Source organism: Pigmentiphaga sp. MLSB6-MA01 (assembly GCF_058793475.1).
Genome location: NZ_JBXAFV010000011.1, coordinates 203,010 through 227,628, shown reverse-complemented (window position 1 = coordinate 227,628; position 24,619 = coordinate 203,010). Strand labels below are relative to the sequence as shown.

24 protein-coding genes are annotated in these 24,619 nt (G+C 68.9%); 12 read left to right on the top strand and 12 right to left on the bottom strand.

Annotated elements, in window-relative coordinates; translation table 11 throughout:
* Nucleotides 1–7: 7 nt before the first annotated feature.
* On the bottom strand, nt 8–787 hold the full coding sequence (locus AC1Q6E_RS19025) for an IclR family transcriptional regulator domain-containing protein (protein ID WP_492573289.1): 780 nt from the start codon (nt 785–787) through the stop codon (nt 8–10).
* A 116-nt stretch (nt 788–903) separates the two neighbouring features.
* On the opposite strand from AC1Q6E_RS19025, the gene AC1Q6E_RS19020 reads away from it, so the two are divergent.
* The 8 genes from AC1Q6E_RS19020 (at nt 904) to AC1Q6E_RS18985 (ending at nt 9,330) form a co-directional block, all read left to right on the top strand.
* Complete coding sequence (locus tag AC1Q6E_RS19020) at nt 904–1,878, top strand: Bug family tripartite tricarboxylate transporter substrate binding protein (protein WP_152799827.1); 975 nt, start codon at nt 904–906, stop codon at nt 1,876–1,878.
* 23 nt (nt 1,879–1,901) lie between these two features.
* On the top strand, nt 1,902–3,143 hold the full coding sequence (locus AC1Q6E_RS19015; RefSeq protein ID WP_152799829.1) for an aromatic ring-hydroxylating dioxygenase subunit alpha: 1,242 nt from the start codon (nt 1,902–1,904) through the stop codon (nt 3,141–3,143).
* 3 nt (nt 3,144–3,146) lie between these two features.
* Complete coding sequence (locus AC1Q6E_RS19010; protein ID WP_492573288.1) at nt 3,147–3,620, top strand: aromatic-ring-hydroxylating dioxygenase subunit beta; 474 nt, start codon at nt 3,147–3,149, stop codon at nt 3,618–3,620.
* Nucleotides 3,617–4,624, top strand: a complete 1,008-nt coding sequence (locus AC1Q6E_RS19005) for a PdxA family dehydrogenase (RefSeq protein WP_152799832.1) — start codon at nt 3,617–3,619, stop codon at nt 4,622–4,624. Before AC1Q6E_RS19010 ends, AC1Q6E_RS19005 begins: the two co-directional genes overlap by 4 nt.
* A gap of 23 nt (nt 4,625–4,647) precedes the next feature.
* Complete coding sequence (locus tag AC1Q6E_RS19000; RefSeq protein ID WP_152835715.1) at nt 4,648–5,667, top strand: 2Fe-2S iron-sulfur cluster-binding protein; 1,020 nt, start codon at nt 4,648–4,650, stop codon at nt 5,665–5,667.
* 58 nt (nt 5,668–5,725) lie between these two features.
* Complete coding sequence (locus tag AC1Q6E_RS18995; protein ID WP_152799558.1) at nt 5,726–6,652, top strand: LysR family transcriptional regulator; 927 nt, start codon at nt 5,726–5,728, stop codon at nt 6,650–6,652.
* A gap of 93 nt (nt 6,653–6,745) precedes the next feature.
* Complete coding sequence (locus AC1Q6E_RS18990) at nt 6,746–7,717, top strand: Bug family tripartite tricarboxylate transporter substrate binding protein (RefSeq protein ID WP_296554575.1); 972 nt, start codon at nt 6,746–6,748, stop codon at nt 7,715–7,717.
* A 32-nt stretch (nt 7,718–7,749) separates the two neighbouring features.
* Entirely contained in the window at nt 7,750–9,330 is a 1,581-nt protein-coding gene (locus AC1Q6E_RS18985) for a sulfatase family protein (RefSeq protein ID WP_492573287.1), read from the top strand.
* Nucleotides 9,331–9,617: 287 nt separating this feature from the next.
* Here AC1Q6E_RS18985 and AC1Q6E_RS18980 read toward each other — a convergent pair whose 3' ends face one another.
* The 3 genes from AC1Q6E_RS18980 to hmgA form a co-directional block, all read right to left on the bottom strand.
* Nucleotides 9,618–10,592 (bottom strand): Bug family tripartite tricarboxylate transporter substrate binding protein, encoded by a 975-nt coding sequence (locus AC1Q6E_RS18980; protein ID WP_152799562.1) that lies wholly within the window; start codon nt 10,590–10,592, stop codon nt 9,618–9,620.
* Nucleotides 10,593–10,663: 71 nt separating this feature from the next.
* On the bottom strand, nt 10,664–11,956 hold the full coding sequence (fahA, locus tag AC1Q6E_RS18975) for a fumarylacetoacetase (RefSeq protein ID WP_296554577.1): 1,293 nt from the start codon (nt 11,954–11,956) through the stop codon (nt 10,664–10,666).
* Nucleotides 11,953–13,284: a homogentisate 1,2-dioxygenase gene (gene hmgA / locus AC1Q6E_RS18970; protein ID WP_152799566.1), complete on the bottom strand. Its 1,332-nt coding sequence runs from the start codon at nt 13,282–13,284 to the stop codon at nt 11,953–11,955. Before hmgA ends, fahA begins: the two co-directional genes overlap by 4 nt.
* 118 nt (nt 13,285–13,402) lie before the next feature.
* Here hmgA and AC1Q6E_RS18965 point away from each other — a divergent pair, with 118 nt between their 5' ends.
* Nucleotides 13,403–14,230: an IclR family transcriptional regulator gene (locus AC1Q6E_RS18965; protein ID WP_296554578.1), complete on the top strand. Its 828-nt coding sequence runs from the start codon at nt 13,403–13,405 to the stop codon at nt 14,228–14,230.
* A gap of 187 nt (nt 14,231–14,417) precedes the next feature.
* Here AC1Q6E_RS18965 and AC1Q6E_RS18960 read toward each other — a convergent pair whose 3' ends face one another.
* The 4 genes from AC1Q6E_RS18960 to AC1Q6E_RS18945 form a co-directional block, all read right to left on the bottom strand.
* The gene (locus AC1Q6E_RS18960) at nt 14,418–15,638 is read right to left on the bottom strand and encodes a vWA domain-containing protein (RefSeq protein ID WP_296554579.1); all 1,221 of its coding nucleotides are present in this window, start codon (nt 15,636–15,638) and stop codon (nt 14,418–14,420) included.
* Nucleotides 15,639–15,881: 243 nt separating this feature from the next.
* Nucleotides 15,882–16,184 (bottom strand): Dabb family protein, encoded by a 303-nt coding sequence (locus AC1Q6E_RS18955; RefSeq protein WP_152799571.1) that lies wholly within the window; start codon nt 16,182–16,184, stop codon nt 15,882–15,884.
* A gap of 20 nt (nt 16,185–16,204) precedes the next feature.
* Nucleotides 16,205–17,338 carry a methyltransferase gene (locus tag AC1Q6E_RS18950; protein WP_492573286.1) on the bottom strand — a complete coding sequence of 378 codons (1,134 nt, stop codon included), beginning with the start codon at nt 17,336–17,338 and terminating at the stop codon, nt 16,205–16,207.
* A gap of 34 nt (nt 17,339–17,372) precedes the next feature.
* Complete coding sequence (locus AC1Q6E_RS18945; protein ID WP_296554580.1) at nt 17,373–18,005, bottom strand: class I SAM-dependent DNA methyltransferase; 633 nt, start codon at nt 18,003–18,005, stop codon at nt 17,373–17,375.
* A gap of 75 nt (nt 18,006–18,080) precedes the next feature.
* Between AC1Q6E_RS18945 and gor the strand changes: the two genes are divergently transcribed.
* Together gor and AC1Q6E_RS18935 are read left to right on the top strand one after the other, a co-directional pair.
* Nucleotides 18,081–19,436, top strand: a complete 1,356-nt coding sequence (gene gor / locus AC1Q6E_RS18940) for a glutathione-disulfide reductase (protein WP_492573285.1) — start codon at nt 18,081–18,083, stop codon at nt 19,434–19,436.
* An 11-nt stretch (nt 19,437–19,447) separates the two neighbouring features.
* The gene (locus tag AC1Q6E_RS18935) at nt 19,448–20,302 is read left to right on the top strand and encodes a beta-keto acid cleavage family enzyme (protein WP_296554582.1); all 855 of its coding nucleotides are present in this window, start codon (nt 19,448–19,450) and stop codon (nt 20,300–20,302) included.
* Nucleotides 20,303–20,587: 285 nt separating this feature from the next.
* On the opposite strand, the gene AC1Q6E_RS18930 is transcribed toward AC1Q6E_RS18935, so the two are convergent.
* The 3 genes from AC1Q6E_RS18930 to AC1Q6E_RS18920 are packed head-to-tail and all read right to left on the bottom strand — an operon-like array spanning nt 20,588 to nt 22,942.
* Nucleotides 20,588–21,550 carry a tripartite tricarboxylate transporter substrate binding protein gene (locus AC1Q6E_RS18930; RefSeq protein ID WP_152798168.1) on the bottom strand — a complete coding sequence of 321 codons (963 nt, stop codon included), beginning with the start codon at nt 21,548–21,550 and terminating at the stop codon, nt 20,588–20,590.
* Between the two features lie 41 nt (nt 21,551–21,591).
* Nucleotides 21,592–22,473: an amidohydrolase family protein gene (locus tag AC1Q6E_RS18925; protein WP_492573284.1), complete on the bottom strand. Its 882-nt coding sequence runs from the start codon at nt 22,471–22,473 to the stop codon at nt 21,592–21,594.
* Nucleotides 22,474–22,489: 16 nt separating this feature from the next.
* Entirely contained in the window at nt 22,490–22,942 is a 453-nt protein-coding gene (locus AC1Q6E_RS18920) for a carboxymuconolactone decarboxylase family protein (protein WP_492573283.1), read from the bottom strand.
* 145 nt (nt 22,943–23,087) lie between these two features.
* Here AC1Q6E_RS18920 and AC1Q6E_RS18915 point away from each other — a divergent pair, with 145 nt between their 5' ends.
* A complete protein-coding gene (locus AC1Q6E_RS18915; protein WP_152798165.1) occupies nt 23,088–23,801 on the top strand; it encodes a GntR family transcriptional regulator in 714 nt (237 codons plus the stop codon).
* Between the two features lie 5 nt (nt 23,802–23,806).
* On the opposite strand, the gene AC1Q6E_RS18910 is transcribed toward AC1Q6E_RS18915, so the two are convergent.
* Nucleotides 23,807–24,616 carry an IclR family transcriptional regulator gene (locus AC1Q6E_RS18910; protein WP_492573282.1) on the bottom strand — a complete coding sequence of 270 codons (810 nt, stop codon included), beginning with the start codon at nt 24,614–24,616 and terminating at the stop codon, nt 23,807–23,809.
* Nucleotides 24,617–24,619 lie beyond the last annotated feature (3 nt).

Genomic DNA, 24,619 nt, shown 5'->3' with positions numbered 1-24,619 from the left:
ACGGAGGCTAGAGCATCGCGCTCAGCATCCGGCGGCCGCCCAGCAGTTCCGGCAGCAGGACATCCACCATGCGTTCCAGGGTGTAGCGGCTGGTGGCCGCCACCAGGCTCATCGCCGCGACGGTGCGTCCGGCCTGGTCATGGATGGGGACGGCTATGGAGCGCAGGCCCAGTTCGAGTTCCTCGTCGCTGGTGGCATGGCCGAGCCGCCGTGCTTCTTCCAGCAGCGCCGTCAGTTCGGGAATCCCGGTGCGGGTGCGCGGCGTGAGCGCGCGCCGTGGCATGCGGGCGAGCAGGCGGACGGCTTCCTCGTCGGGCAGGGCGGCCATCAGCACCCGTCCGGTGGCCGCGCAATGGGCCGGAAGGCGCGAGCCCATGCCCAGCCCGTCCGACAGGCTGCGGCGGGTGGCGGCGCGCGCCACGAACACGACTTCGCCGCCGTCCAGCACGGCCAGCGAGCTCGACTCCTTGGTGCGTTCGCTGATGGTTTCCAGCACCGGCTGGACCAACTTGGGCAGGGGGCTGGAGCTGACATAGGCGTGTCCCAGGCGCAGCGTCCGGGGCGCCAGCCGGAAATACCTGCCGTCGCTTTCCACATAGCCCAGCCGCTGCAGCGTCAGCAGCGACCGGCGCGCCGTGGCGCGCGGATGTCCGGTGATCTCGGCCGCTTCGCTCAGGGTGAGCGGGCCGCTGCGCAGGCCGAAGGCTTCGATGATGGCCAGGCCTTTCTCCAGGCCGGCCACGTATTCCTTGTCTTCCTTGCTGCGGGTTTCGGGCAGGCTATTCATGGTCGAAGTGGTGTTCGTTTTGCGAACATTCTAACCACTTTTCTTGATCGCTGGATATATGCGAACTAACGTTCGCTTTGCGACTTTCTGTTCGATTTATCCAAAAGAGGTCAAGGATGAGACAACCTGCATGGACAGCCTGTGCCATCGCGGCGTGGGCGGCGATCGCCAGCCCGGCCCAGGCCGACGAAGGCACCTTCCCCAATCGTCCGGTACGCATCGTCGTGCCTTATTCGGCCGGTGGCACCGCCGACGTGCTGCCGCGCATCCTGGGCGAGAAGCTCAGCGCGGCCTGGGGCCAGCCCGTCATCATCGACAACCGGCCCGGCGCGGGCGGCAACATCGGCGCCGACATGGTGGCCAAGGCGGCGCCCGATGGCTACACGCTGCTGGCCACGCCGCCGGCGCCGCTGGCCATCAACCAATACCTGTACAAGAGCCTGCCGTTCGACCCCGAGCGCTTCGCGCCGGTGACCGTGCTGGCGCGCGTGCCCAACGTGCTGGCGGTCAAGACCGGGCTGCCGGTGAAGTCGGCGCAGGAGTTCATCGACTACGCCCGCAAGAACCGCGGGCAGGTAACGGTGGCGACCCAGGGCAACGGCACGACCTCGCACCTGACCGGCGCGCTGGTCGCGGCCCAGGCCGGCCTGGAGTTCGTGTTCGTGCCGTACAAGGGCACGGCGCCGGCGCTGGCCGACCTGATGGGCGGGCAGGTCGATGCCTTCTTCGACAACATCAGCTCGACCTTCCGCCAGCACGAGTCGGGCAAGGTGCGCATCCTGGCCGTGACCGGCGCGCAACGCAGCCCCTTGCTGCCCAAGACGCCCACGCTGGCCGAGTCGGGGCTGCCCGGTTTCGACGTCAGCACCTGGTTCGGCGTGGTCGCGCCGGCCGGCACGCCGCCGGAGGTGGTGCGCAAGCTCAACGCCGCCATCGTCGAGGCGCTGAAGATGCCCGACGTCAGGCAGAAATTCATCGAGCAGGGGGCCGAGGTGGCCGGCGACACGCCGGCCCGGATGGCCGAATTCATGCAGGCCGAGCGCGCCAAGTGGAAGAAGGCCATCGACACGGCCGAGGTCACCATCAACTGATGCTTGCAGCAACGAGGAAGTCCATGTCTAGCAGCGACACCCAAGAACCCCGGACCTGGGAGCCGGGCCTGACGCGCGTGCCTTACTGGCTCTATCGCGACCAGGCGATCCATGACGCCGAACAGCGGCGCGTCTTCCAGGGACCGACCTGGAACTACCTGTGCCTGGAGGCCGAGATTGCCGAGCCGGGCGCCTACCGCACCACCTTCGTGGGCGACATGCCGGTGATCGTTGCCCGCGACGAAGACGGCGAACTGCAGGCCTTCGAGAACCGCTGCGCCCACCGGGGCGCGCTGATCGCGCTGGACGATGGCGGCAAGACGCGCGACTTCGCCTGCGTCTACCACGCCTGGCGCTACGACCTGCAAGGCAATTTGCGCGGCGTGGCGTTCCAGCAGGGCGTGAACGGCAAGGGCGGCATGCCGCCGGACTTCCGCATGGAGGACCACCACCCGCGCAAGCTGCGCACCGCCAGCGTGGCGGGCATGGTGTTCGGCAGCCTGGACGAGGACGTGCCGCCCATCGAGGAGTATCTGGGCGACGAGATCCTGGAACGCATCGAACGCGTGCTGTGCAAGCCGGTGGAGGTGATCGGCCGCTTCAAGCAGACCATCCCGAACAACTGGAAGCTGTACATGGAGAACGTCAAGGACTCCTACCATGCCAGCCTGCTGCACGTGTTCTTCACCACCTTCAACATCAACCGCCTGTCGCAGAAGGGCGGGGTGATCGTGAGCGAGACCGGGGCCCACCACGTCAGCTATTCCAAGGTGTCGCACCAGCCCCAGCCCAACGCCGAGTACAGCGCCGAGAAACTGCGCTCGGACAAGGAAGGCTACGCGCTGGCCGACCCCAGCATGCTGGACGGCTGCGACGAGTTCGGCGACGGCGTGACCTTGCAGATCCTGTCGGTGTTTCCGGGTTTCGTGCTGGCGCAGATCCAGAACACCCTGGCCGTGCGCCAGATCCTGCCCGACGGGCTGGACCGGACGGTGCTGAACTGGACCTACCTGGGCTTCCAGGACGACACGCCGGAGCTGCGGCGCATGCGGCTCAAGCAATCCAACCTGACGGGGCCGGCCGGCTTCGTGTCCATGGAGGATGGCGCGGTGGGCGGTTTCGTGCAGCGCGGCATCGCGGCCAGCCGCGATCGGGAAGCCGTGCTGGAGATGGGCGGCGGCGGCATCGAGACCCAGGAGAACCGCACCACCGAGGCGTCGGTGCGCGGATTCTGGAACGCTTATCGCGGCTACATGGAGATCTGAAGCATGGCCGGATTCACTCAAGAGCGGCTGGGCACCCTGAACGCCGCCTACGCGCGCTGCATCGACAACGACGAGGTCGAGGCCTGGCCGGCGTTCTTCGAGGAACGCTGCCTGTACGTGGTCAATACCGCCGAGAACCACGCGGCGGGCATGGAAGCCGGCGTGATCTACGCCGACTCGCGCGCCATGCTGCAGGACCGTGTTTCGGCGCTGCGCGATGCCAACGTCTACGAGCGCCATCGCTATCGCCACATCGTCGGACTGCCGTTCGTGCTGGGCGAGGAGGACGGCGCGGCCAGCGTCGAGACGCCGTTCCTCGTGGTGCGCATCATGCGCGACGGCGCCACCGAAGTGTTCGCCTCCGGCCGCTACCTGGACCGCGTGGTCGAAGCCGCGAACGGGCAGCTCGGTTTCGCCGAGCGGCGGGTCATCTGCGACAGCCGGAACATCGATACCCTGCTGGCGATACCGCTATGAGCGCGACCGTCCAACCGTCCGGGGAAGCGGCGCGCAAGCGTATCGCGGTCGCGCTGGGCGATGCCAACGGCATCGGCCCGGAGATCGCCGTCAAGGCCGCCCGCGCGCTGCGCGACGCCCCGGTCGATTGCGTGCTGGTGGGCGATGGCTTCGTGCTGCGCGAGCAGATGGCCCGCCACGCGCCCGGCATGGCGCTGACCGCCTTCGAGCCGGGCGCGGCACGCCTGCCGGACCAGATGTTGTGGGCCGAGGTGGCGGGCCTGCCGCCATCGGACTACGCCCCGGGCGAGGTGCGGGCCGCCGCGGGCGCGGCCATGGTGGCCTATGTCGGCGAGGCGGTGCGCCTGGCGCGCGCCGGCCTGGTCGATGCCGTGGTCGGCTGTCCGCATTCGGAGACCTCGGTGGCACGGGCCGGCATTCCGTTCTCGGGCTATCCGGGGCTGATCGCGCAACTGACCGGGACGCCGGCCGATCGGGTGTTCCTGATGCTGGCCACGCCCGATCTCAGGATCGGCCACGTGACGCTGCACGAACCGGTGCGGCGGGCGCTGGCCCGGCTGGACACGCAACTGGTGGTCGACGCGGCGCTGGCCGTCATGGACGGGGCGCGCGCGATCGGCATCGCGCGGCCGCGCCTGGGGGTGTTCGGCATCAATCCCCACGCGGGCGAGGGCGGCCTGTTCGGCGACGAGGACCAGGCCATCACCGAGCCGGCGGTGGCGCGCCTGCGTGCCATGGGCCTGGACGTGGACGGCCCGCAGGGGGCCGACCTGATGCTGGCCCAGCGCGCGCACGACGTGTATCTGGCCATGTTCCACGACCAGGGCCACATTCCGGTCAAGCTGCTGAGTCCCCGGCAGGCCAGCGCGCTGTCCCTGGGGGGCGGCGTGCGTTTCAGCAGCGTCGGGCATGGCTGCGCCTTCGACATCGCCGGCCTGGGCACGGCGGACGCCTCCGCCGTGCTGCGTACCGTGCGCCTGCTGGCCGGGCTGGCCGACCACTAGTTCGCGGGACAGGAATGGAACCCATGCAATACACCATACGCATCGACCAGCGAGACATCGAGTTTCCCTGCGAGGAAGGCCAGACCGTGCTGGACGGCGCGCTGGCCGCCGGCTACGAGATCCCGTATTCCTGCCGTACCGGCATCTGTGGCAGCTGTCGGGGCCGCATCGTGCGGGGGGACGTGCGCGGCGGGGCCGGCGAGGGCGTGCTGGACGAGGACGAGCGGCGCGGGGGCGGGGCGCTGCTGTGCCAGGCCCGACCCTGTTCCGACCTGGACGTGGCGGTGCGCGACATCGAACGCCGCGATCCCGCCGCAAGCAAGACCGTGGCCGCCAAGGTCTACCGGCTGGCACGCGCCGCCCACGACGTGACGGTGCTGCACCTGCGCTTTCCCGCCGGCACACGGGTGCGCTTCAAGGCGGGGCAGTACCTGCACGCGCGGATGGCGGACGGCACCATCCGCCATTTCTCGATGGCCAACCCGCCACAGCAGAGCGACGGCGTGGAGCTGCACATCCGGCATGTTCCGGGTGGAAAGTTCTCGGGCTATCTGGCGGAGTCGGCGCAGGCCGGCCAGTTGCTGGACGTGTCGCTGCCTTTTGGCGACTTCTACCTGCGCGAGACCGGCCTGCCGGCGGTGCTGGTGGCCAGCGGCACCGGTTTCGCGCCCATCAAGTCCATCGTCGAGGACGCCATCCGGCGCAAGCTCGACCGGCCCATGACCCTCTATTGGGGCGCGCGGCGGGAAGAGGACCTGTACCTGGCGGACCTGCCGCGCAAGTGGGCCGACAAGCACCCCTGGTTCCGCTTCGTGCCCGTGCTGTCCGACAGTCCGGCGGACGGCGGCTGGCAAGGCCGCCAGGGCTTCGTCCACCAGGCGGTGCTGGACGACTTTGCCTCGCTGGCGGGGCATGAGGTCTATGCCTGCGGCGCGCCGGCGATGATCAGCGCGGCGCGCCAGGACTTCGTGCACGAGCGGGGGCTGGCCGCCGACCGCTTTTACTGCGACGCCTTCGTGCCCATGGCGCCGCAGGCGGCATAGCGCCCGTGCCCGTTCCCGGCTGTGCCAGAATGAGGCGTCGTCGGGGTGCGGAGCTTTCATGGATTGGATTCAACGCCTGCGTGTCAGGCAACTATATGTGCTGGTCTCGCTTCACGAGACGGCCAACCTGAGCCTGACCGCGGCGCGCATGCACATGACCCAGCCCGCCTTGTCCAAGTGGCTGCGCGAGCTGGAAACGGACCTGGGCGTGGAGCTGTTCGAGCGGCATTCGCGCGGACTGGTGCCCACGCGCTTCTGCGACACGCTGGTCGAGCACGCCCGGACGGTGCTGGGGGAGCTCGAACGCACCGGCGAGGCGCTGCGCGCGATGAGCGACGGGGCAGTGGGGCAGTTGCTGGTCGGCACCACGCCCATCGGGACCAGCGGGCTGCTGCCGGCGTGCCTGGGCCACTACCGCCGCCTGCGGCCAGGCATCTGCGTGGGGGTGCAGGAGAACTCCCTGGAGAAGCTGCTGCCCCTCTTGAAGGAGGGCCGGATCGATTGCATCGTGTCCCGCATCGAGGCGCCCGTCGATCCGGCGGTCGTGGCCGAGCCGCTGCATGAAGAGGGGATATGCGTGGTGGCGAGCCGCAGCCACCCGCTGGCGCGGCTGCGCAAGGTGCACTGGGCCCAGGCCCGCGACTATCCCTGGGCCATGCCGCAGGCCGGAACGCCGCTGCGGCGCGAGCTGGAGCTGGGGCTGGCCGCGGTGGGCGAGCCGACGCCGCGCGCGGCCATCGAGGCGTCGTCGGTGGTCCTGATCGCCTCGCTGTTGCAGGACGGCGAGATGCTGGCGGTGATGTCGGACGCCGTGGTGAAGGCCTTGTCCCGGCTCGGCCGCCTGAAAGTCCTGCCCCTGGCGCTGGGGCGCAGGGCCACGGTCGGGGTGCTGCGACGCGCCGGCACGATGCCGGCGCCGGTGCTGGCGGACTTCCTGGCCTGCCTGCGGAACGCCGCCCTGCCCGAGGGCCACCGGCCGGAATAACCAGAATTCATGACAGCGGGCCCAATAGTCATTATCCGGCCGGCGCCCGCGCATCCATACTCCGGGCACAAGTCCATCATGCAAGGAGACAACATGGGTGCGACCCGTATCCTCGTCGCGGCCTGTGCCACGTTCGCCGTGGCAGCGACCGCCGCCGCGCAGCCGGCGGCCTTTCCCTCCCGGCCCGTGCGCATCGTCGTGCCGTTCGCCCCGGGCGGCGCCGTGGACGTGATGACCCGGCAACTGGCGCGCGTGATGTCCGAGCAGCAGGGTTATACCGTCATCGTCGAGAACAAGCCTGGCGCCTCCGGCCTGATCGCGTCGGAGGCGGTGGCCAAGTCCGCGCCCGACGGCTACACGCTGCTGATGGCGACCTCGAACACGCATGGCGTGAACAGCGCCCTGTTCAAGCAACTGCCCTACGATCCGGTCAAGGACTTCACGCCGGTGGCCATGGTGGCCGACAACGTCGTCGTGCTGCTGGCGCACCGGTCGTTCCCGGCGGCGAACTTCCAGGAAGCGGTGGCCCTGATCCGCAAGACGCCGGGCAAGTACAGCTACGCCTCGCCGGGATCAGGCACGGTCCATCACATGGGCATGGAACTGCTGAAGGCGGCCGCCCACCTGGACGTGGTGCACGTGGGCTACAAGGGCGCCGGCCCGGCGATGGCCGATCTGGCCGCGGGGCACGTGCCGCTGATGATGGGCGGCATCGCGCCGGCGGCGCCGTTCATCAAGTCGGGCGCGGTGCGCGTGCTGGCCGTGGCCAATCCCGAGCCGTTCCCCACGCTGCCCGGCGTGCCGCTGTTCAAGGACGTGGCGCCGGATGTGTCGGTGACCTCGTGGATGGGGTTGACGGCCCCGGCCGGCACGCCCGCCGCCGTGGTGGACCGCATCAACGCCGACGTGCGCAAGGCGCTGGACAAGCCGGGCTTCGCGCAGACCATGGCCGACATCGGCATGGTGCCACGCCCGATGAGCCCGGCCGACATGGGCCGCCAGATCGCCGCCGAGATGCCCAAGTGGAAGCGGGCGGTGCAGGTTTCCGGCGCCACCGCCGAATGAGTCCGGACGACAACGCTTCGATGGAATCCCCGATGCCGCAATCGCAACGCCCCGTCAATTTCCTGCTCTTCATCACCGACCAGCATCGTGCCGATCACCTGGGCGCCTATGGCAACCGGGTCGTCGCCACGCCCAACCTGGATGCGCTGGCCGCCGCCGGCTGGCGCGGCGACGAGATGCACGTCGCCACCCCCATCTGCATGCCCAACCGCGCCAGCCTGCTGACCGGCCGCTATCCGTCGGCCCATGGCGCGCGCCACAACGGCATTCCGCTCGACCTGCAATCGTCCACCTTCGTGGACGTGCTGCGCCAGGCCGGCTACCGCACGTCGCTGGTGGGCAAGGCGCATTTCCAGAACATGACGGACAACCCGCCGCCCTGGCCGCCCAATCCCGCCGACCGGCTGGCGCGCGAGGCGAAGGTGCGCGGGCCCGGGCGCTACGACCAGGAGAACCGCAACAAGTGGCTGACCCGGGAGGGCTACGACCTCGATTATCCGTTCTACGGTTTCGAGGACGTGGACCTGGTGGACGATCACAGCGATTCGGTCCACGGCCACTACCGCCAGTGGCTGCGCCGCCACCATCCCGAGGTGGAGGCCCTGATCGGACCGAAGGCCGCCACGCCCGCGCCGGACTACGTGCTGACCTCGTTCGGCCAGGCCTGGCGCACGGCGGTGCCCGAGGAGCTCTATCCCAGCGCCTACATCGCCGACCGGACCATCGAGCGCCTGGCGCGCGCCGGCGGCCAGCCGTTCTTCATCCAGTGCTCGTTTCCCGATCCCCATCATCCCTTCACGCCGCCGGGCAAGTACTGGGACATGTACGACCCCGACGAGATGGCGCTGCCGCCGTCCTTCCATACCGGCGAGGCGCCGCTGCCCCACGTCGACTGGCTGTACCGCCAGCGCGACGGCGGCAAGGCGGTCAAGCACACGCCCGCGATCTTCGCCTGCACCGAGCGCGAGGCCAAGGAGGCGCTGGCGCTGAACTATGGGTCCATCACCAACATCGACCACCAGATCGGCCGGGTGCTGGCGGCGCTGAAGCAACTGGGGCTGGAGAACGATACGGTGGTGATCTTCACCAGCGACCATGGCGACTACCTGGGCGACCATCAACTGATGCTGAAGGGACCCATCCACTACCGGGGCCTGGTGCGGGTGCCGTTCATCTGGCACGACCCCCGGCGGCCGGCGCGGGGCGCCGGCAGCGCGCTGGCCAGCACCATCGACGTCGCCCCGACCATCCTGGCGCGGGCCGGCGTGGCGGGCTTCAACGGCATCCAGGGCAAGAGCCTGCTGGATGTCATGGAGGGCAAGGCCGAACGCGTGCGCGAACACCTGATGATCGAGGAAGAGGGCCAGCGCGTCATCCTGGGCTTCGATGCCCGCATCCGCTGCCGCACGCTGCGCTCGGACCGTTATCGCCTGACGATCTACGACGGCGCCGAGTGGGGCGAGCTGTATGACCTGGAGCGGGATCCCATCGAGGCGCGGAACCTGTGGGACGATGCCGGACACGCGGGCGTGAAGGCCGAGATGATGCAGGCCCTGGCGCGCGACATGCTCTATCACATCGACACCAGTCCCTATCCTGACGCGTTAGCTTGATCCCCCCTACGCGCTTCGCGCGCCCCCCAGGGGGCGATGCGGGTGGACCGGCGGAGCCGGATCCACCGCATCCTGGGTCTGGTGGGGTCATCTCGGTGCGAAGCACCGCATGCTTGCTTTGATCCCGGGCACAGTGGATCCGGCTTTGCCGGTTCACCCGCATCGCCCCACGGGACCCGGCGCCGGGCCGCCCCAAGGCGGGTCCCGGCCCCCTTTGGGGGCTGCCGCGTAGCGGCTGGGGCCCACCGTTCGGGGCGCGCGAAGCGCGTAGGGGGGGCGACTACGGCTCAGTCCAGGGTGATCTTCAGGTCGCGGATCAGTTTTTGCCAGAGTTCGCTTTCGCTCTTGACGAGGGCGGCGTATTCCTGGGGCGTGCTGCCCACGGGTTCGATGCCGAATTCCACCAGTTTCTTGTTCACGGCCGGGGTCTTGATGGCGGCGGTGACCTGTTTCTGGAGGGCGGCGATGACCTCGGGCGGCGTGTTCGCGGGGGCGACCATGCCGACCTGGGCCGAAGCTTCCACATTCTGGATGCCCAGTTCGGCGAAGGTGGGCACGTCGGGCAACTGGGGCAGGCGCGTGGGGTTGGCCACGGCCAGCGGACGGACCTTGTTGCCCTTGATGAAGGCGTTGCCGGCGGCGAGGTCGGTCATCATGGCCGGCAACTGGCCACCGGCCACGTCGACCAGGGCGGGCGCCGCGCCGCGGTACGCGATGTGCAGCATGCGCATGCCGGTGCGTTCCTTCAGCAGTTCCATGGCCAGGTGGTGCGGGCTGCCCGCGCCGGCCGAGGCATAGCTGTACTTGCCGGGCTGGCTCTTGACCTTGGCGATGAAGTCCTTGGCGTCCTTGAACTCGGTGTTCGGGCCCACGATCAGGATCATGGGGAACTTGCCCATGAGGGTGACGGGCGCCAGGTCGCGCGAGGGGTTGTAGCTCAGGTTCTTGTACAGGGCCGGGTTGAACACCAGCGTGCCGTTGTCGGCCGACAGCACCGTATAGCCGTCGGGCGCGGCGCGCGCCGTCTCGACCGCGCCGATGGCCGTGTTGCCGCCGGGTTTGTTGTCGACCACGACGGGCTGTTTGACGATCTCGGACAGCTGGGCGCCGATGGTACGGGCCAGGAAGTCGGAGCCGCCGCCCACCGCGTAGGGAACGATCCAGCGGACGGGCTTGGCGGGATAGGCGTCGGCCGCCGCGGCCGCGCCGGTCCAGAGCACCAGCGCGGAAGCCGCCAGTGCCGTCGTCCACGTGTTTTTCATGGTTGTCTCCTTGAGATTGTCATGCTTGGGCCCGGGCTTGGGAACAAGGCCGGGCCGCGTGGAAAACAGGCCTAGCCGGCGATGGGCAGGGCGGGCAGGATGGTGCCGGCGCACGAGCCGAAGCCCACGCGGTAGCCGTCGCCCTGGCACCAGCCGGTCAGGATGACTTCATCGCCGTCCTCGATGAAGGCACGGGTCGCCCCGCCGATGTCCATCGGATTCTTGCCATTGGCGGTGAGCTCCAGCAGCGATCCGTACGAGCCCGCGTCCGGGCCGCTGATCGTGCCGGATCCCATCAGGTCCCCCACCCGGGTGTTGCAGCCGGACACCGTATGGTGCGCCAGTTGCTGAGCCATCGTCCAGTACATGTGCTTGAAGTTGGTGGCGGCGATGGAGCTGGCCTGGGGCCGGCCCTGCGGACGCAGCGAGACTTCCAGCCGGATGTCGAAGGCATGCGGGCCGTCGTGGCGCAGGTAGGCCAGGGGCTCGGGCTCCTGCCGGGGCTGTTGGGCCCGGAAGGGCGCCAGGGCGTCCATCGTGACCACCCAGGGCGAGATGGTCGTGGCGAAGCTCTTGGCGTTGAAGGGGCCCAGCGGGACGTATTCCCAGGCCTGGAGATCGCGGGCGCTCCAGTCGTTCAGCAGGACCATGCCGAAGATGTGCGATTCGGCATCGGCGCTGGATACCGGTTCGGCCATGCCGTTGGGCACGCCGACGAAAAAGCCGGTTTCCAGTTCGAAGTCCAGCTTCAGGCAGGGCGAGAACACCGGCCGCTCCTGGTTGGGAAGCTTGATCTGTCCGTTGGGCCGCCGCACCGGCGTGCCGCTGACGACCACCGACGAGGCCCGGCCGTTGTAGCCGATGGGGATTTCCAGCCAGTTCGGCAGCAGGGCGTTCTTGGGGTCGCGGAACAGGGCGCCGACGTTGGTCGCGTGTTCCTTGGAGGAATAGAAGTCGGTGTAGCCGGGGATCTCCACCGGCAGCAGCAGTGTCGCGCCCGCCTGCGGCACCAGCGCCTGGGCGCGTGCCGCGGCGTCGTCGCGCAAGGTGGCGGTATCGGCGGCCAGCAGCGTGCTGACCTGGCCGCGCACGCTGCGCCAGATGTCCCGGCCGGCGGCCATGAAGGTGTTCAGGCTGGCGGCGGCGAACAGGGGCCGGGGCGTGCGCAGCAGGCCCGCCTGTTCGAGCCGGGCCAGGTCCAGGATCTGGTCGCCGATGGCCACGCCCACCCGGGCGGGCGCGTCGGCGGACGGCTTGAAGACGCCGTAGGGCAGGTTCTGGATGGGGAAGTGGCTGTCGGCGGCATTGGCCGATTCGACCCAGCTTCTCAGGCTGGGGGCGATCGTGGGATCGGCGGGATTCATCGGGTCTCCGGGGAAAAATGCTTGGTCAGGTTCTGCCAGCACTGGAAGTACTGGCTTTGCAATTGGGCGGTGTCCAGCGCGTAGCGGGTGGGCTTGATGACGTGGCGGGTCTCGAACATGAACGCCATCGTATCGCCGACCTTGTGCGGCCGCGAGGTGTCCGCGCGCGAGGCTTTCTCGAAGGTGTCGCCATCGGGGCCGTGGCCGGTCATGCAGTTGTGCAGGCTGGCGCCGCCCGGCACGAAACCCTCGGCCTTGGCGTCGTAGGCGCCGTGAACCAGCCCCATGAATTCACTGGCGACGTTGCGGTGGAACCAGGGCGGGCGGAAGGTGTCCTCGGCCGCCAGCCAGCGCGGCGGGAAGATGACGAAATCCAGCGAGTCCACGCCCGGCGTGTCGCTGGGCGCCTGCAACACCAGGAAGATGGACGGATCGGGATGATCGTAGCTGATCGAGCCCAGGGTGTTGAAGCGGCGCAGGTCGTACTTGCAGGGGGCGTAGTTGCCGTGCCAGGCCACTACGTCCAGCGGCGAATGACCGATGGCGGCGCGCCAGAGACGGCCGCCGAACTTGGCCACCAGTTCGAAGCGGCCTTCGCGGTCCTCGTAGCTGGCGCAGGGGGTCAGGAAGTCGCGCGGGTTCGCCAGGCCGTTCGAGCCGATCACGCCCAGGTCGGGCAGGCGCAGCAGGGCGCCGAAGTTCTCGCAGATATAGCCGCGCGCCTCGCCGTCGGGCAGCGATACCTGGAAGCGGCAGCCGCGCGGCACGACCGCGATCTCCTGCGGTTCGAGGTCGATCACGCCCAGCTCGGTGGCGATGCGCAGGCGCCCGTGCTGGGGCACGATCAGCAGTTCGCCGTCGGCGCTGTAGAAGTAGCGGTCCTGCATGGAGCGGTTGGCGGCGTACAGGTGGATGGCGCAGCCCTGCATGGCATCGGCCGATCCGTTGCCCGCCATGGTGACCCAGCCGTCGACGAAATCGGTGGGGGCCTGAGGCATGGGCAGTGGATCCCAGCGCAACTGGTTGGGCGAGGTGGGCGGTACCTGGCTGAAGTCGCTTACCAGGCGCGGGCTTTCCATGGGTTCGAAGGGCAGGTGCACCGCGGCCGGGCGGATGCGGTACAGCCACGACCGCCGGTTGTGGCTGCGCGGCGCGGTGAAGGCCGTGCCGGACAATTGTTCGGCATAGAGGCCATAGGGCGCGCGCTGGGGGGAATTGCGTCCCACGGGCAGGGCGCCCGGCAGGGCTTCGGTGGCGAACTCATTGCCGAAGCCCGACATGTAGCCGGGGCCGGCGGCGGTGTCGGCGGGAGGGGAGGTCGTGTTCATGGCAATTTACGTTGAAAGTAATCCATTTACGATAAGCGTAATTTCTGTTGATGGCCGAGTCAAGCTATTACGTTGTGCGTGCTAGGATTACGTTAAGCGTAATTCAAGCGAGGGCGGCGTGGCCACCAGGGAAAGAACGGGCGAAGGCGAGGACGAGGCACCGGCACGCGCCGGCAGCGGTGTGCAGGCCCTGGAAACCGGACTGTCGGTGCTCGATGCATTCGCGGACGTGATCCGCCCCATGATGCTCAAGGAAATCGCCCAGGCCGCCGACATGCACCCGGCCAAGGTACACCGCTACCTCGCGAGCTTCGTCAAGCGCGGCTATGTGGAGCAGGACGCGCAGGGGCGCTACAGCCTGGGGCGCGGGGCATTGCGCATCGGCCTGGCCAGCCTGGCTTCGCTGGACGCCGTCCGGCTGGCCACGCCGCTGCTGGACGAACTGAGCAACGCGCTGGGCGAGACCGTGCTGGCGGCTGTGTGGGGCAATCGCGGACCCACCGTCGTGCAATGGCGCGACTCACCCCGGCCGGTGATGGTGAACGTGCGTCCCGGTTCGGTCCTGCCGCTGCTGTCGTCGGCGACCGGGCGGGTGTTCGCCGCCTTCATGGAAGCGCCCTTGACAGCCTCGCTGGTCGAGGAAGAGCTGAAGGAGCGGGCCGCCGAGGGGGCCTACCCGTCGAACGTCCGCGAGGTGGACGAGTTGCTGCACGGCGTGCGCGCGCTGCACCTGGGCCGCGTCACCGGCGATGTCCTGCCCGGTGTGGATTCGGTCAGCTCGCCGGTCTTCGACTACGACTCGCGCATGGTGCTGGCCATCACTGCCCTGGGCAACAGTGCCCGCTTCGACTCCGACCCCGCCGGCCCCGTCGCCACCGCCATCCGCCAGGCCGCCCGGACCCTGTCCCATCGCCTGGGCTACCCCGGGGACCCCGCGGCGTCATAAAGAAAAAGCCGCTCGAAAAGAGCGGCGAAAGACTGCACCCAACACTGGGAGAGCCCACCCTCTACCCGCGGCGCCCCACGGGACCCGGCGCCGGGCCGCCCCAAGGCGGGTCCCGGCCCCCTTGGGGGGCTGCCGCGTAGCGGCTGGGGGCCCACCATTCGGGGCGCGCGCCAGCGCGCAGGGGGGGTCAATACTCGACCGGCAGCAGGATTTCGCCTCGGATACCGGCGCCGTCGTTGATCACCACGCGCAGGGTCTTGGGCTTGCCGTCGGCCTTGGCGCGATAGGTGATGACGTAGCCGCCGGCCGCTACCTCCGCGATGGGCAGATCGACCAGGCTGAACGCTCTCTTGTCCCATTCGAAGTAGGCGCCGCCCGTTCCTTCGGTGCCCGCGAACACCTTCATGTCGGTGTGTTGTCCAGGATTGCTGATCTTGGGCGACACCACATGCACCACGGCCTTGCCCTTGAGCTTGGCGATCAGGTCGGCCGCCGACGGGGGGATCCAGCGCCCGCTGATGCTGTCCTCGCTATAGCTGATCGAGTTGTGCGACACGACATCGGTGATGACGATCAACACCCGCTGGGCACCGGTGCGCCAAGGTGTGTTGTCGAACGCGAACTGCAAGGCGCCGATCGCATTCTCCGGCTCGTTGTTGCCGCCGGTGGCGGTTTCCTCGCTGATGAACTGCTTGAACTTGGTGAAGTCGGTGGTGGGCGCGAAGACTTGTCGTTCGCTGGAGTCAAAGGCGGGGGGCTGGGTGCTGCCCGTGCCGATCCGCCTGGAGCCGGTGGCCTTGGTGTCGAACGCATCGCCGAACGTGACCGCGCCCAGTTGGACGTCGAGGCCGCTCTTCCCGAGGAAGTCGGCGAAGTCGATGATGGAAGATTGCACGCTCGTGAGCGCGCCGCTCATGCTGCCCGTCGTATCGAACACGAACACCACGTCAGCCTTGGCACGCGTCGAGTCTTCGCCGATACGGCGCACGGTGTGGCCCTTGACGATGCCGCCCTCGACCACGACGAAATCGTTGGCGGTCAGGTCCGGCACGGCCGCGCGCGTCAGGTTCGCGCGGGTCGCCGCGAACTTGTTCGGACCGGAGCGCATGGACAATTGCCGCGCGGAAAGGGTCGTGGCGGTGGGCGCGGCGAAGCCCGCGACGTTGATGTCGTACAGGCCGCTGCCGTCGGTCTTCGCCGCGATGGACGCGGCTGCCGTGATGGTCGGGTCGGTGATCGTCGCGGGCGGCTTGGCCGTGCTGTCGGCATAGGGGTCGGGAGGCGGTGGCGGCGGGGTGGTGCCGCCTCCGCCTCCGCCGCTGGGCGTGACCGCGCCGTCGCCGCCGCAGCCCGCGAGGAATCCCGCGACCAGCAGCGCCATCAGTCCATTCCTGGAAAACAGTTTCATCGTCGTGCTCCCTAATTCCCCCCCAGGGGGTGCATGGCATGAATGCGCGGCGCGCGGACCATCCTGACCAGAGAGGGTGGGCCGTGCGGCGCGGACTGGTGTCGAACCCCGGTCCGGATGGCGCCAGGGGTTCATGCAGGGGATGGTAGGGAGGAACCGCAAGCCGCTGAATATGGCAAACGGTGGGCCGGGACTAGGCTGAATGGAGGAGGGGGCGCCGCGCGCGAAGGCGCGGCGGGGGGATCAGGCGACTTCGTAGTCGACCATGCAGCCCGAGCTGAGATAGCGATCCATCCTGGCGCGCGTTTCCATGTGGACCGGATGGGCGTGGTAGCCCTGCAGCGCCTCGCGGTCGGTGAACACCGTGTAGACCACCACGTCCAGCGCCTTGCTCGACGTGCTGAAGTTCAATCCGGCTTCGGATTCGAGCAGGCCCGGAATGCGCCCGCGCTGCGCCGCGATGGTTTCGCGTATGACCGCGAAAACCGATTCGCGGGTGTCGCCATCTTCGAGTTTCAAACGCCACATGGCGATGTGCTTGATCATGGGAGTCCTCGAGGTGAAGGTCAGGGCTGCGCCGGGCGCGCCGCGAGCCGCCACAGCACCGTGGTCTCGGCGGACCGGGCCGCGTGCAGGGGATCGTTTCCGTCCTGCGCCTTGGGATGGCGGGGGCGGGTCTCGATGCGGTCGATTACCTGCAGGCCGGCGTTTTCAATCAGCGCCAGCAGTTCGGACCGGGGGCGCAGGCCCAGGTGTTCGGCCAGGTCCGACAAGATCAGCCAGCCTTCCCCTTTGGGCGCCAGGTGGCTGGCCAATCCGGCCAGGAAGCCGCGCAGCATGCGGCTGTCGGGATCGAAGACCGCCCGGTCCAGGCTGGAGTGCGCGGGCCCGGGTACCCAGGGGGGATTGCAGACGATGAGCTGCGCGCGGCCTTTGGGAAAGAGGTCGGCCGTTTCGACGCGGACACGGTCCGCCAGGCCGAGCCGGTCGACGTTTTCGCGTGCGCAGGCCAGGGCCTGGGGATCGGCGTCGGTCGCCACGATCCGGCGCACGCCGCGCCGCGCCAGCAGGGCGGCCAGCACGCCGGTGCCGGTGCCGATGTCAAAGGCGGTGTCCTGTCCCGGCAGCGGCGCCCGCGCCACCAGTTCCACGTATTCGCCGCGTATCGGCGAAAAGACCCCGTGATGGGGATGGATGCGGGCGCCGAGCGCCGCCACGGGCACGCCTTTCTTGCGCCACTCGTGGGCGCCGATCACGCCTTGCAGTTCGCGCAGCGAGACCACCGCGGCGCGGCCGATGTCGCCATAGGCTTCCTGGCAGGCTTGTCTCACGTCGGGCGCGCGCCGCAGCGGGATGCCGAAATCCGCGTCCAGGGGCACCAGCAGCATGCCCAGCACGCGGGCGCGCTGCAACTGCGCCTGACGATACAGATGGAAGGTCTGGGTGACCGTGGCGCCGGGCTTGAACGGCCGGCGGTCCACCCGCCGTGCCATGGCCTGCAGCAGCAGGCGGGCGTTCTGGAAGTCGCCGCGCCACAGCAGCGCCGTGCCTTCGCAGGCCAGGCGATAGGCCTGGTCGGCCGGCATGCGGTCGTCCGCCGTCTCGACGCGTCGGGGAGGGGGATGCCCGCCGGCCGACAGCCAGGCTGCCTCGCGGGGGTCGGGATCGTTCCAGTGCAGGATGTCGTCGGCGGTCGTCACGGTGGGGAAAAGGCAAGGGCGAAGGGGGCCGAGTCTACTCCATCGGCGCGGCCCGGCGGCGCCAGACGGTGGCGAGCCAGGGCTGCTGGGCGCGCGGCAGGCCGGCGGGCCGGTAGTAATGCTCGAGCTCGTCGAAGCCGGCGGCGTCCAGGTATCGGCGCCACTGTTCCAGGTCATGGTAGACGCCGTAGCGGCCCCGGTTCCAGCCTTCTTCGTTGTTGCCGCGGGGGTTGGAGCAGAACAATACGCCGCCTGGCTTGAGCGTGGCGCGCAGGGCGGCCAGCACGCGTGGAAGGTCCTGGCTGGGGATGTGGAACATCGAGGCGTTGGCGAAGATGCCGTCGAAGCGATGGGCCGGCAGGTCGAGCGCCAGGAAGTCCTGGCACCATACCTCGCAGCCGCTGTGCGTCCGCGCCATGGCGGCGAACGATGGCGAGCCGTCCAGGCCCACGGCCTCGTGGCCCCGTTCGCGCAAGGCCTTCAGGTCGCGGCCCGGCCCGCACCCGAAGTCCAGGATGGACAGGGGCGCGGGCGCGGCGATGTGCCGCAGCAGCGCGTCGATGTTCTGCCCGACGTCGTGGCCGCGCGTGCCTTCCCAGAAGGCGGCGGCGTTCTGTTCGTAGTAGTCCAGGGTGGGGGCTGAGATGTCGCGGTTGGGTTCGGTCATGGGGTTCGGCGGCGTGGGCCGTGCGGGTTATGATCCAGGGCCTACGTATCGTTTCTTGTTGCGGAGACCTGCCTGATGCCTGCGTTCGACTACGACCTTATCACCATTGGCGCCGGTTCGGGCGGCGTGGCCGGCTCGCGCCGGGCCGCGTCGTACGGGGCGCGCGTGGCGATCTGCGAGGACAACCGGGTGGGCGGTACCTGCGTCATACGCGGCTGCGTGCCGAAGAAGCTGCTGATGTACGGGTCGCAGTTCGCCGACGCCTTCCAGGACGCGGCGGGCTACGGCTGGACCGTCCCGGGCGCGAACCTGGACTGGGGCGCGCTGGTGGCCGCCAAGAACCGCGAGATCGACCGCCTGGAAGGGATCTACCGCCGGATGCTGGACCAGGCCGGCGTGACGCTGATCGAGGGCCGCGCCGTCATGGTGGACCCGCATACGGTCGAGGTCGCCGGCAAGCGCCATACGGCCGAACGCATCATGATCGCCACCGGCGGCCATGCCGTGCTGCCCGACATTCCGGGCATCGAACTGGCGATCACCTCCAACGAGGCGCTGTCGCTGGACAAGCTTCCGGACGACGTGCTGATCGTGGGCGGCGGATACATCGCGCTGGAATTCGCGGGCATTTTCCGCGGCGCCGGAGCGCGCGTGACCCTGGCGATCCGGCGTGACCAGGTGCTGGCGGGATTCGACCAGGACATCCGCCAGACGGTGGCCGAGGGACTGCAGCGGCGCGGCGTCGTCATCCGTCAGCACACCCGCGTGGTGGGGTTGGCGCGGCGCGATGGCCGGATCGCCGCGCAACTCGACGGCGGCGAGGTCCTGGTGGTCGACCAGGTGATGATGGCCACGGGCCGCGCGCCCAACACCCGAGGGCTCGGGCTGGAGGCCTGCGGCGTGGCGCTGGGCGAGCAGGGCGAGATCAAGGTCGACGGACAGTCCCGCACCAGCGTGTCCGGCATCTATGCCGTGGGCGACGTGACCGACCGCCTGAATCTGACGCCCTGGGCGATCGCCGAAGGGCGGGCCCTGGCCGAGACGCTCTACAACAACAATCCCATGCAGGCCGATGCCGAGAACGTGCCCGCGGCGGTGTTCAGCCAGCCGCCGGTGGCCACGGTCGGCCTGTCCGAAGAGGACGCCCGCAAGCGCTACGGCAGCATCCGCGTCTATCGCTCGCGGTTCCGCCCGATGAAGAACACGCTGTCGGGACGCGACGAGCAGACCATGATGAAACTGGTCGTGGACGATGCGAGCGACCGGGTGGTGGGCTGCCACATGGTGGGGCCCGACGGTCCCGAAATCATCCAGGGCCTGGCCATCGCCATGAAATGCGGCGCCACCAAGCGGCAGTTCGACCAGACCATAGGACTGCACCCGACGGCGGCCGAGGAGTTCGTCACCATGCGCGAGCCGGTCGGCGCCTGAGGGAAGCAACGATGAACATGCCCGCTCCCGCTTCATCCAGCCTGGATGCCCCGCTGATCGTTACCGTGGCGCCCAACGGCGCCTACAAGAAAATCGCCGACCACGCCGCGGTGCCGGTCACGCCCGGCCAATTGGCCGAGACCGCCAAGCTGTGCCTGGACGCCGGGGCGTCCATGCTGCACATGCACGTGCGCAAGGCCGACCAGTCGCACAGCCTGGAGCCCGACGCCTACCTGGCCGCCACGCGCGCGGTGCGGCAGGCGGTGGGCAACGAACTGGTGGTGCAGATCACCACGGAAGCCGCGGGCGTGTATGCGCCCGACGAGCAGGTCGCGTCGGTGATGGCGGTCAAGCCCGAGGCCGTGTCGGTGGGGCTGCGCGAGATCGCCCTGGGCCCGCAGGCCGACGCCCGCGTCGCCTCGCTGTTTTCCTGGCTGGCCCGGGAAAGGGTGATGACCCAGGTCATCCTGTACGACACCGGCGACGTCGAGCGCTGGCAGGCCTATCGCCGCCAGGGCGTGGTGCCCGATGCGCCGTGGTTCCTGTTGTTCGTGCTGGGCCGCTACAGCGCGGGCCAGACTTCGTCGCCGTCCGACCTGCTGCCTTTCCTGGCCGTCCACGATCATGCCTATCCCTGGGCCATGTGCGCCTTCGGCCGGCACGAGCACGCCTGCGCCGGGGCGGCGGCCGCGCTGGGCGGGCATGCGCGCGTGGGCTTCGAGAACAACCTGTACCTGCGCGACGGTTCGATCGCGCCCGACAATGCCGCGCTGGTGCGCCAGGTGGCCGAGGTCGCCGGCGCGCTGGGGCGCAGGCTGGCGACTGCGGACCAGGTGCGCGCGCTGTTCCTGGGCGACGAGCGTTAGTTCGGCATTCGTGTCCTGGCCCCGGACAAGACCTGCACCGCTAGTCACATAGATCCAAGAGCTTCAGTGCGGTCGTTTTCTTGAATGAGATAAAGAACTTTCGCCGGACCTGGACCTGCGTCCGTCACTGATAGCTGCCGTAGTTCTTGACCGGTGGGGCGGGGCGCCCCACCGCGGGCCGCCCCGCCCCACCGGTCAAGGACGGCTCAAGAACCCAACTCCTGCTCGACACCCCCCTTAGCCATCATGAATGCCGATTCATGGCTAGAGCCCGCGCCCGCCGGATCAATCCAGGCGGATATCCGCGGCGCGTACGATTTCCCCCCACTTCGCGGCTTCGGCGCTGCGGTATTTGGCGAAATCCGCCGGCGTGCCGCCCAACGGTTCGGTGCCCGAGGTGGCCAGTTCCTGCTTGTATTCGGCGCTGGACAGGATCTTGTTGACGGCCTTGTTCAGGATGTCCACCGTGGCGGCCGGCGTGGCGGCCGGGGCCACCAGGCCGAACCAGGCCTCGGAGGTGAAGCCCGGCAGGGTCTCGGCCACCGCGGGAATGTCTTCCATGCCCTTCACGCGCTTGGGCGAAGCCACGCCCAGCGCCCGCATCTTGCCGCCCTTGACGAAGGGCAGCGTGCTGGGGGAGTTGTCGAACATCACCTGCACCACGCCCCCCATCAGGTCGGTCGCCGCCGGCGCGCTGCCGCGATAGGGAATGTGCTGGATGCCGATGCCGGCCTGGGTCTTCAACAGCTCCATCGTGAGATGGCTGGTGGTGCCATTGCCCTGCGAGCCATATGACAACTTGCCCGGATGCTTGCGCGCATAGTCCACGAGTTCGGCAACGGTCTTGAACGGCGCGGACGGATTGGCCACCAGCATGATGGGCACCGCGGCCACCAGGGCGACCGGCGCGAAACTGGATGCCGGATCGTAGCCGGGGTTCTTGTACAGGTGCTGGTTGATGCTGAGCGGCCCGGCGGTGGACAGCAGCAGCGTGTAGCCGTCGGGCTGGGCGCGGGCGACCGCCTGCGCGCCGATATTGCCGCCCGCGCCCGGGCGGTTCTCGACCACCACGGTCTGCTTGAGCTCCGCGCCAAGGCGGGCGGCCAGCGACCGGGCGATGATGTCCGTGGTGCCGCCCGGGGGAAAGGGCACGACGAAGGTGATGGGCTTCTCGGGGTAGCCGGCATGGGCGGACGCGCCGGCGGCCAGCATGGCCGAGGCCAGAAGAAAGCGCGGGTTCAAGGGCATGGGGTGTCTCCTGGATCTTTATGGTGGGGAAGGGGCGAGGGTCACGCCTGCCGAAGCGGCGGCTCGAAGCCGTACAGCGCCTGCGGGTTGTCGACCAGCATCCGGTGCCGGTGCCCGGCGTCGGGCACCCAGAGCGGGATGAGGTCCACCAGGTCGCCGTCGTTGGGCATGGGACCGGTGTGGATGGGATGGGGCCAGTTGCTGCCCCAGATCATGCGGTCGGGCCGCGCGGCCACCACGTGGTGGATCATGGGCAGCATGTCGGCGTGCGGATAGGGTTCGCTGGACAAGCGATACAGGCTGGCCAGCTTGATCCAGCAGTGACCGGTGTCCAGCAGCGACATCACCGTCGCGAAGGCTGGCGAATCCATTCCCTCGTCCGCGCGGATGCGCGCCAGGTGATCCAGCACGTAATGGCAGCGCAGCCGGCGCAGGCGGTCGGCGACGGCGACCAGTTCCTCGGAACGGTGGAAATGCAGCAACAGGTGCCAGCCCATTTCCTCGGCTTCGGCGGCCAGCGCTTCCAGTTGATCGAAGCCTACGCCGCCCGATACGACGGTCGACATGCGAAAGCCCCGCACGCCCTTGGCATGCAGCGCTTCGCGCTCGCGCAGCGGGGTGCCGGGCGGCAGCACGGCGATGCCTTTGATGCGGGGGCCCAGCCGCTCCATGGCGTCCAGCATCGCGGCATTGTCGGTGCCGTGGGCGCCGCCCTGGACCAGCACGCCGCGGTCGAAGCCCAGCGTGGCCAGCATGTCGCGGTATTCGTCCGTGGTGCAGTCTTCCGGCGTGTAGCTGCGGTGGGGCGAGAACGGGAAGCGGTCTTGCGGCCCGAAGATGTGGGCGTGGCAGTCGCAGGCGCCGCGGGGAACGGCGAAGGCGGGCGCGCGCGTAGGGCGGTCCGGGCCTGGGCAGGCTTGCATGGCGGGCTCCTTGCGTTCAGGCCTGGGCGGCCAGTTCGCGCTCGCGTTCGGCGATGCGTATCAGCATCTCGGCGCCGCGGTTGGCGGCCGAGACGCCCCGGAAGACGAAGGCCAGGTTCACCACGGCCTGCATTTCCTGCCAGCTCGCGCCGGCGCGGCGGGCGGCCACGCCATGGATGATGGCGGCATCGCTCAGCTCGGCCACCAGCATGGCGAAGATCAGCAACTGCACCTGCTTGTCGTCGAAGTGGGCGGTTTCCAGCGCGTGGGCGCGGACTTTCTCCTGCAATTCGACCATGAGCGGATCCAGCGCGCCGGTCACATCGAGCCGGGCCTCGACCCGGGGGGGCAGGAATCCCGCCATCTGGCGGTAGCTGGCGGCGCGGTCTTCCTTGGTGGCAAGGGGGTCGGCATAGGGGCCGAAGGTCTGCTGGACGAAAGCAGGATCGGGGCGCGAACGCGTCGTCATGAAATCTCCTTGATCGATTTAAATATAGTAATCGATTATTTTTTAAATATTCAATTTTTTGTTTTGATCGATAATTTTCGCGAAGCAGGGCGGAAGCCGCTAGAATGCGCGTTGCGCGCACGCGCTTTCAATCCGGGTTCCACGCATGACCACACTGACCGATACGCCTTCCGCAAGCGGCCCCACGCTGTCCACCACCCTGGTCGAGGCCCTGCGGGGTTCGATTCTTGGCGGCACGCTGTTGCCCGGCAGCAAGCTCAGGCTGGACGAATTGCGCGAGCAGTACGACGTCAGCCTGAGCCCGCTGCGCGAAGCCCTGATGCGCCTGGTGTCCGATGGGCTGATCGTGACGAACGACAAGAAGGGTTACCGGGTGGCGCCGGTCTCGGCGGACGATTTCCGGGAGGTCACGGCCTTGCGGATGAACCTGGAGGTGATGGCCCTGGGCGAGTCCATCCGGCGCGGCGACGAACACTGGGAGGATGCCCTGGTGGCGGCCTACCACCGGCTGAGCAGGCTCGAAGCGGTGGACCGCAGCGGCGACAGACTGCCGGCCTGGGAGAAAGCGCACCGGACGTTCCACATCACCTTGTTTTCGGCCTGTGGCATGCCGCTGCTGCTGCGCTTCTGCAATACGCTGCACGATCTGAGCGACCGGTATCGCCGTCTTTTCCTGGCCAGCAATTCGCCCGACCGCAATGTGCCGGCGGAACACGAGGCGATCTATCAGGCCGCCCTGGGGCGCAACGCCGAACTGGCGTGCGACATCCTGCGGCAGCACCTGTCGCGAACGGGAACGAATCTGTTGAGCGTCCTGCCGGATGGGGAATCCGGCGCGGCCGACGCATCCGGCCGCTGACCGCGTCAGCCGGCCGGCGGGTAGCCGCGGCTGCCGAGCAGCGATGACAGGTCGCGCGCGGCCTGGAGAATGACCTGTTCCGTGCGCGAGCGGGAATCGGCATCGGCGCCGAATGCCGTTTCCGGCCCCGCCACGCTGATGGCCGCGACGGCGTCGCCCAGCGCGCCGAATACGGGCGCGGCGCACGAGTTGATACCTTGTTCGAAACCCGAGAAGCTCCAGGCGCAGCCGTGTTCGCGGTCGGTCGCCGACTGGGCGCGCAGCTGGCCGGCCTGGGCCGCCGCGGCGGGGTCGGCGTCCAGCAGCGCATCGAGGGTGGCCGGCGGCTGCCAGGCCAGCAGCATGCGGCCCGGCGTGGTCAGGTGGGCCGCGACGCGGCTGCCGACGCGCACGCTGCTGATCAGGCCGGCCTCGGGCATGTCACGCAGCAGGTAGACGACGTGGCCGCCGTCCAGCGCGGCCAGGTAGGCGGAGACGTTCAACTGGCGGCGCACGTCGGCCAGCACCCGGCGGCCCAGGTCCAGCATGTCGTTGGCCGCGGTGGCGGCGGTGGCCAGCTTCAGGAACGGGAGCCCGATCCGGTGCCCGCCCTGGGGCAGGGACTCCAGCACGCCCTCGTGTTCCAGCGTGGCGATCAGCCGCATGACCGTGACGCGGTTGACGTCTATGGTCCGGCCGACTTCGCTCAGGTTGGACGTGCTGCCGCCGTCGACGACATAGCGCAGCAGCCGGAATGCCCTGACCACCGGCGAAACCAGGGCGCCGGGCTTGCCGGCGGATTCGTCGCTGTCCAGGGGGGCTGCGGAAAATGACATGGA

Coding starts and splice junctions, on each gene's coding strand:
- AC1Q6E_RS19025 (WP_492573289.1), bottom strand. CDS start 787: ATGAATAGCCTGCCCGAAACCCGCAGCAAGGAAGACAAGGAATACGTG.
- AC1Q6E_RS19020 (WP_152799827.1), top strand. CDS start 904: ATGAGACAACCTGCATGGACAGCCTGTGCCATCGCGGCGTGGGCGGCG.
- AC1Q6E_RS19015 (WP_152799829.1), top strand. CDS start 1,902: ATGTCTAGCAGCGACACCCAAGAACCCCGGACCTGGGAGCCGGGCCTG.
- AC1Q6E_RS19010 (WP_492573288.1), top strand. CDS start 3,147: ATGGCCGGATTCACTCAAGAGCGGCTGGGCACCCTGAACGCCGCCTAC.
- AC1Q6E_RS19005 (WP_152799832.1), top strand. CDS start 3,617: ATGAGCGCGACCGTCCAACCGTCCGGGGAAGCGGCGCGCAAGCGTATC.
- AC1Q6E_RS19000 (WP_152835715.1), top strand. CDS start 4,648: ATGCAATACACCATACGCATCGACCAGCGAGACATCGAGTTTCCCTGC.
- AC1Q6E_RS18995 (WP_152799558.1), top strand. CDS start 5,726: ATGGATTGGATTCAACGCCTGCGTGTCAGGCAACTATATGTGCTGGTC.
- AC1Q6E_RS18990 (WP_296554575.1), top strand. CDS start 6,746: ATGGGTGCGACCCGTATCCTCGTCGCGGCCTGTGCCACGTTCGCCGTG.
- AC1Q6E_RS18985 (WP_492573287.1), top strand. CDS start 7,750: ATGCCGCAATCGCAACGCCCCGTCAATTTCCTGCTCTTCATCACCGAC.
- AC1Q6E_RS18980 (WP_152799562.1), bottom strand. CDS start 10,592: ATGAAAAACACGTGGACGACGGCACTGGCGGCTTCCGCGCTGGTGCTC.
- fahA (WP_296554577.1), bottom strand. CDS start 11,956: ATGAATCCCGCCGATCCCACGATCGCCCCCAGCCTGAGAAGCTGGGTC.
- hmgA (WP_152799566.1), bottom strand. CDS start 13,284: ATGAACACGACCTCCCCTCCCGCCGACACCGCCGCCGGCCCCGGCTAC.
- AC1Q6E_RS18960 (WP_296554579.1), bottom strand. CDS start 15,638: ATGAAACTGTTTTCCAGGAATGGACTGATGGCGCTGCTGGTCGCGGGA.
- AC1Q6E_RS18955 (WP_152799571.1), bottom strand. CDS start 16,184: ATGATCAAGCACATCGCCATGTGGCGTTTGAAACTCGAAGATGGCGAC.
- AC1Q6E_RS18945 (WP_296554580.1), bottom strand. CDS start 18,005: ATGACCGAACCCAACCGCGACATCTCAGCCCCCACCCTGGACTACTAC.
- gor (WP_492573285.1), top strand. CDS start 18,081: ATGCCTGCGTTCGACTACGACCTTATCACCATTGGCGCCGGTTCGGGC.
- AC1Q6E_RS18935 (WP_296554582.1), top strand. CDS start 19,448: ATGAACATGCCCGCTCCCGCTTCATCCAGCCTGGATGCCCCGCTGATC.
- AC1Q6E_RS18930 (WP_152798168.1), bottom strand. CDS start 21,550: ATGCCCTTGAACCCGCGCTTTCTTCTGGCCTCGGCCATGCTGGCCGCC.
- AC1Q6E_RS18925 (WP_492573284.1), bottom strand. CDS start 22,473: ATGCAAGCCTGCCCAGGCCCGGACCGCCCTACGCGCGCGCCCGCCTTC.
- AC1Q6E_RS18920 (WP_492573283.1), bottom strand. CDS start 22,942: ATGACGACGCGTTCGCGCCCCGATCCTGCTTTCGTCCAGCAGACCTTC.
- AC1Q6E_RS18915 (WP_152798165.1), top strand. CDS start 23,088: ATGACCACACTGACCGATACGCCTTCCGCAAGCGGCCCCACGCTGTCC.
- AC1Q6E_RS18910 (WP_492573282.1), bottom strand. CDS start 24,616: ATGTCATTTTCCGCAGCCCCCCTGGACAGCGACGAATCCGCCGGCAAG.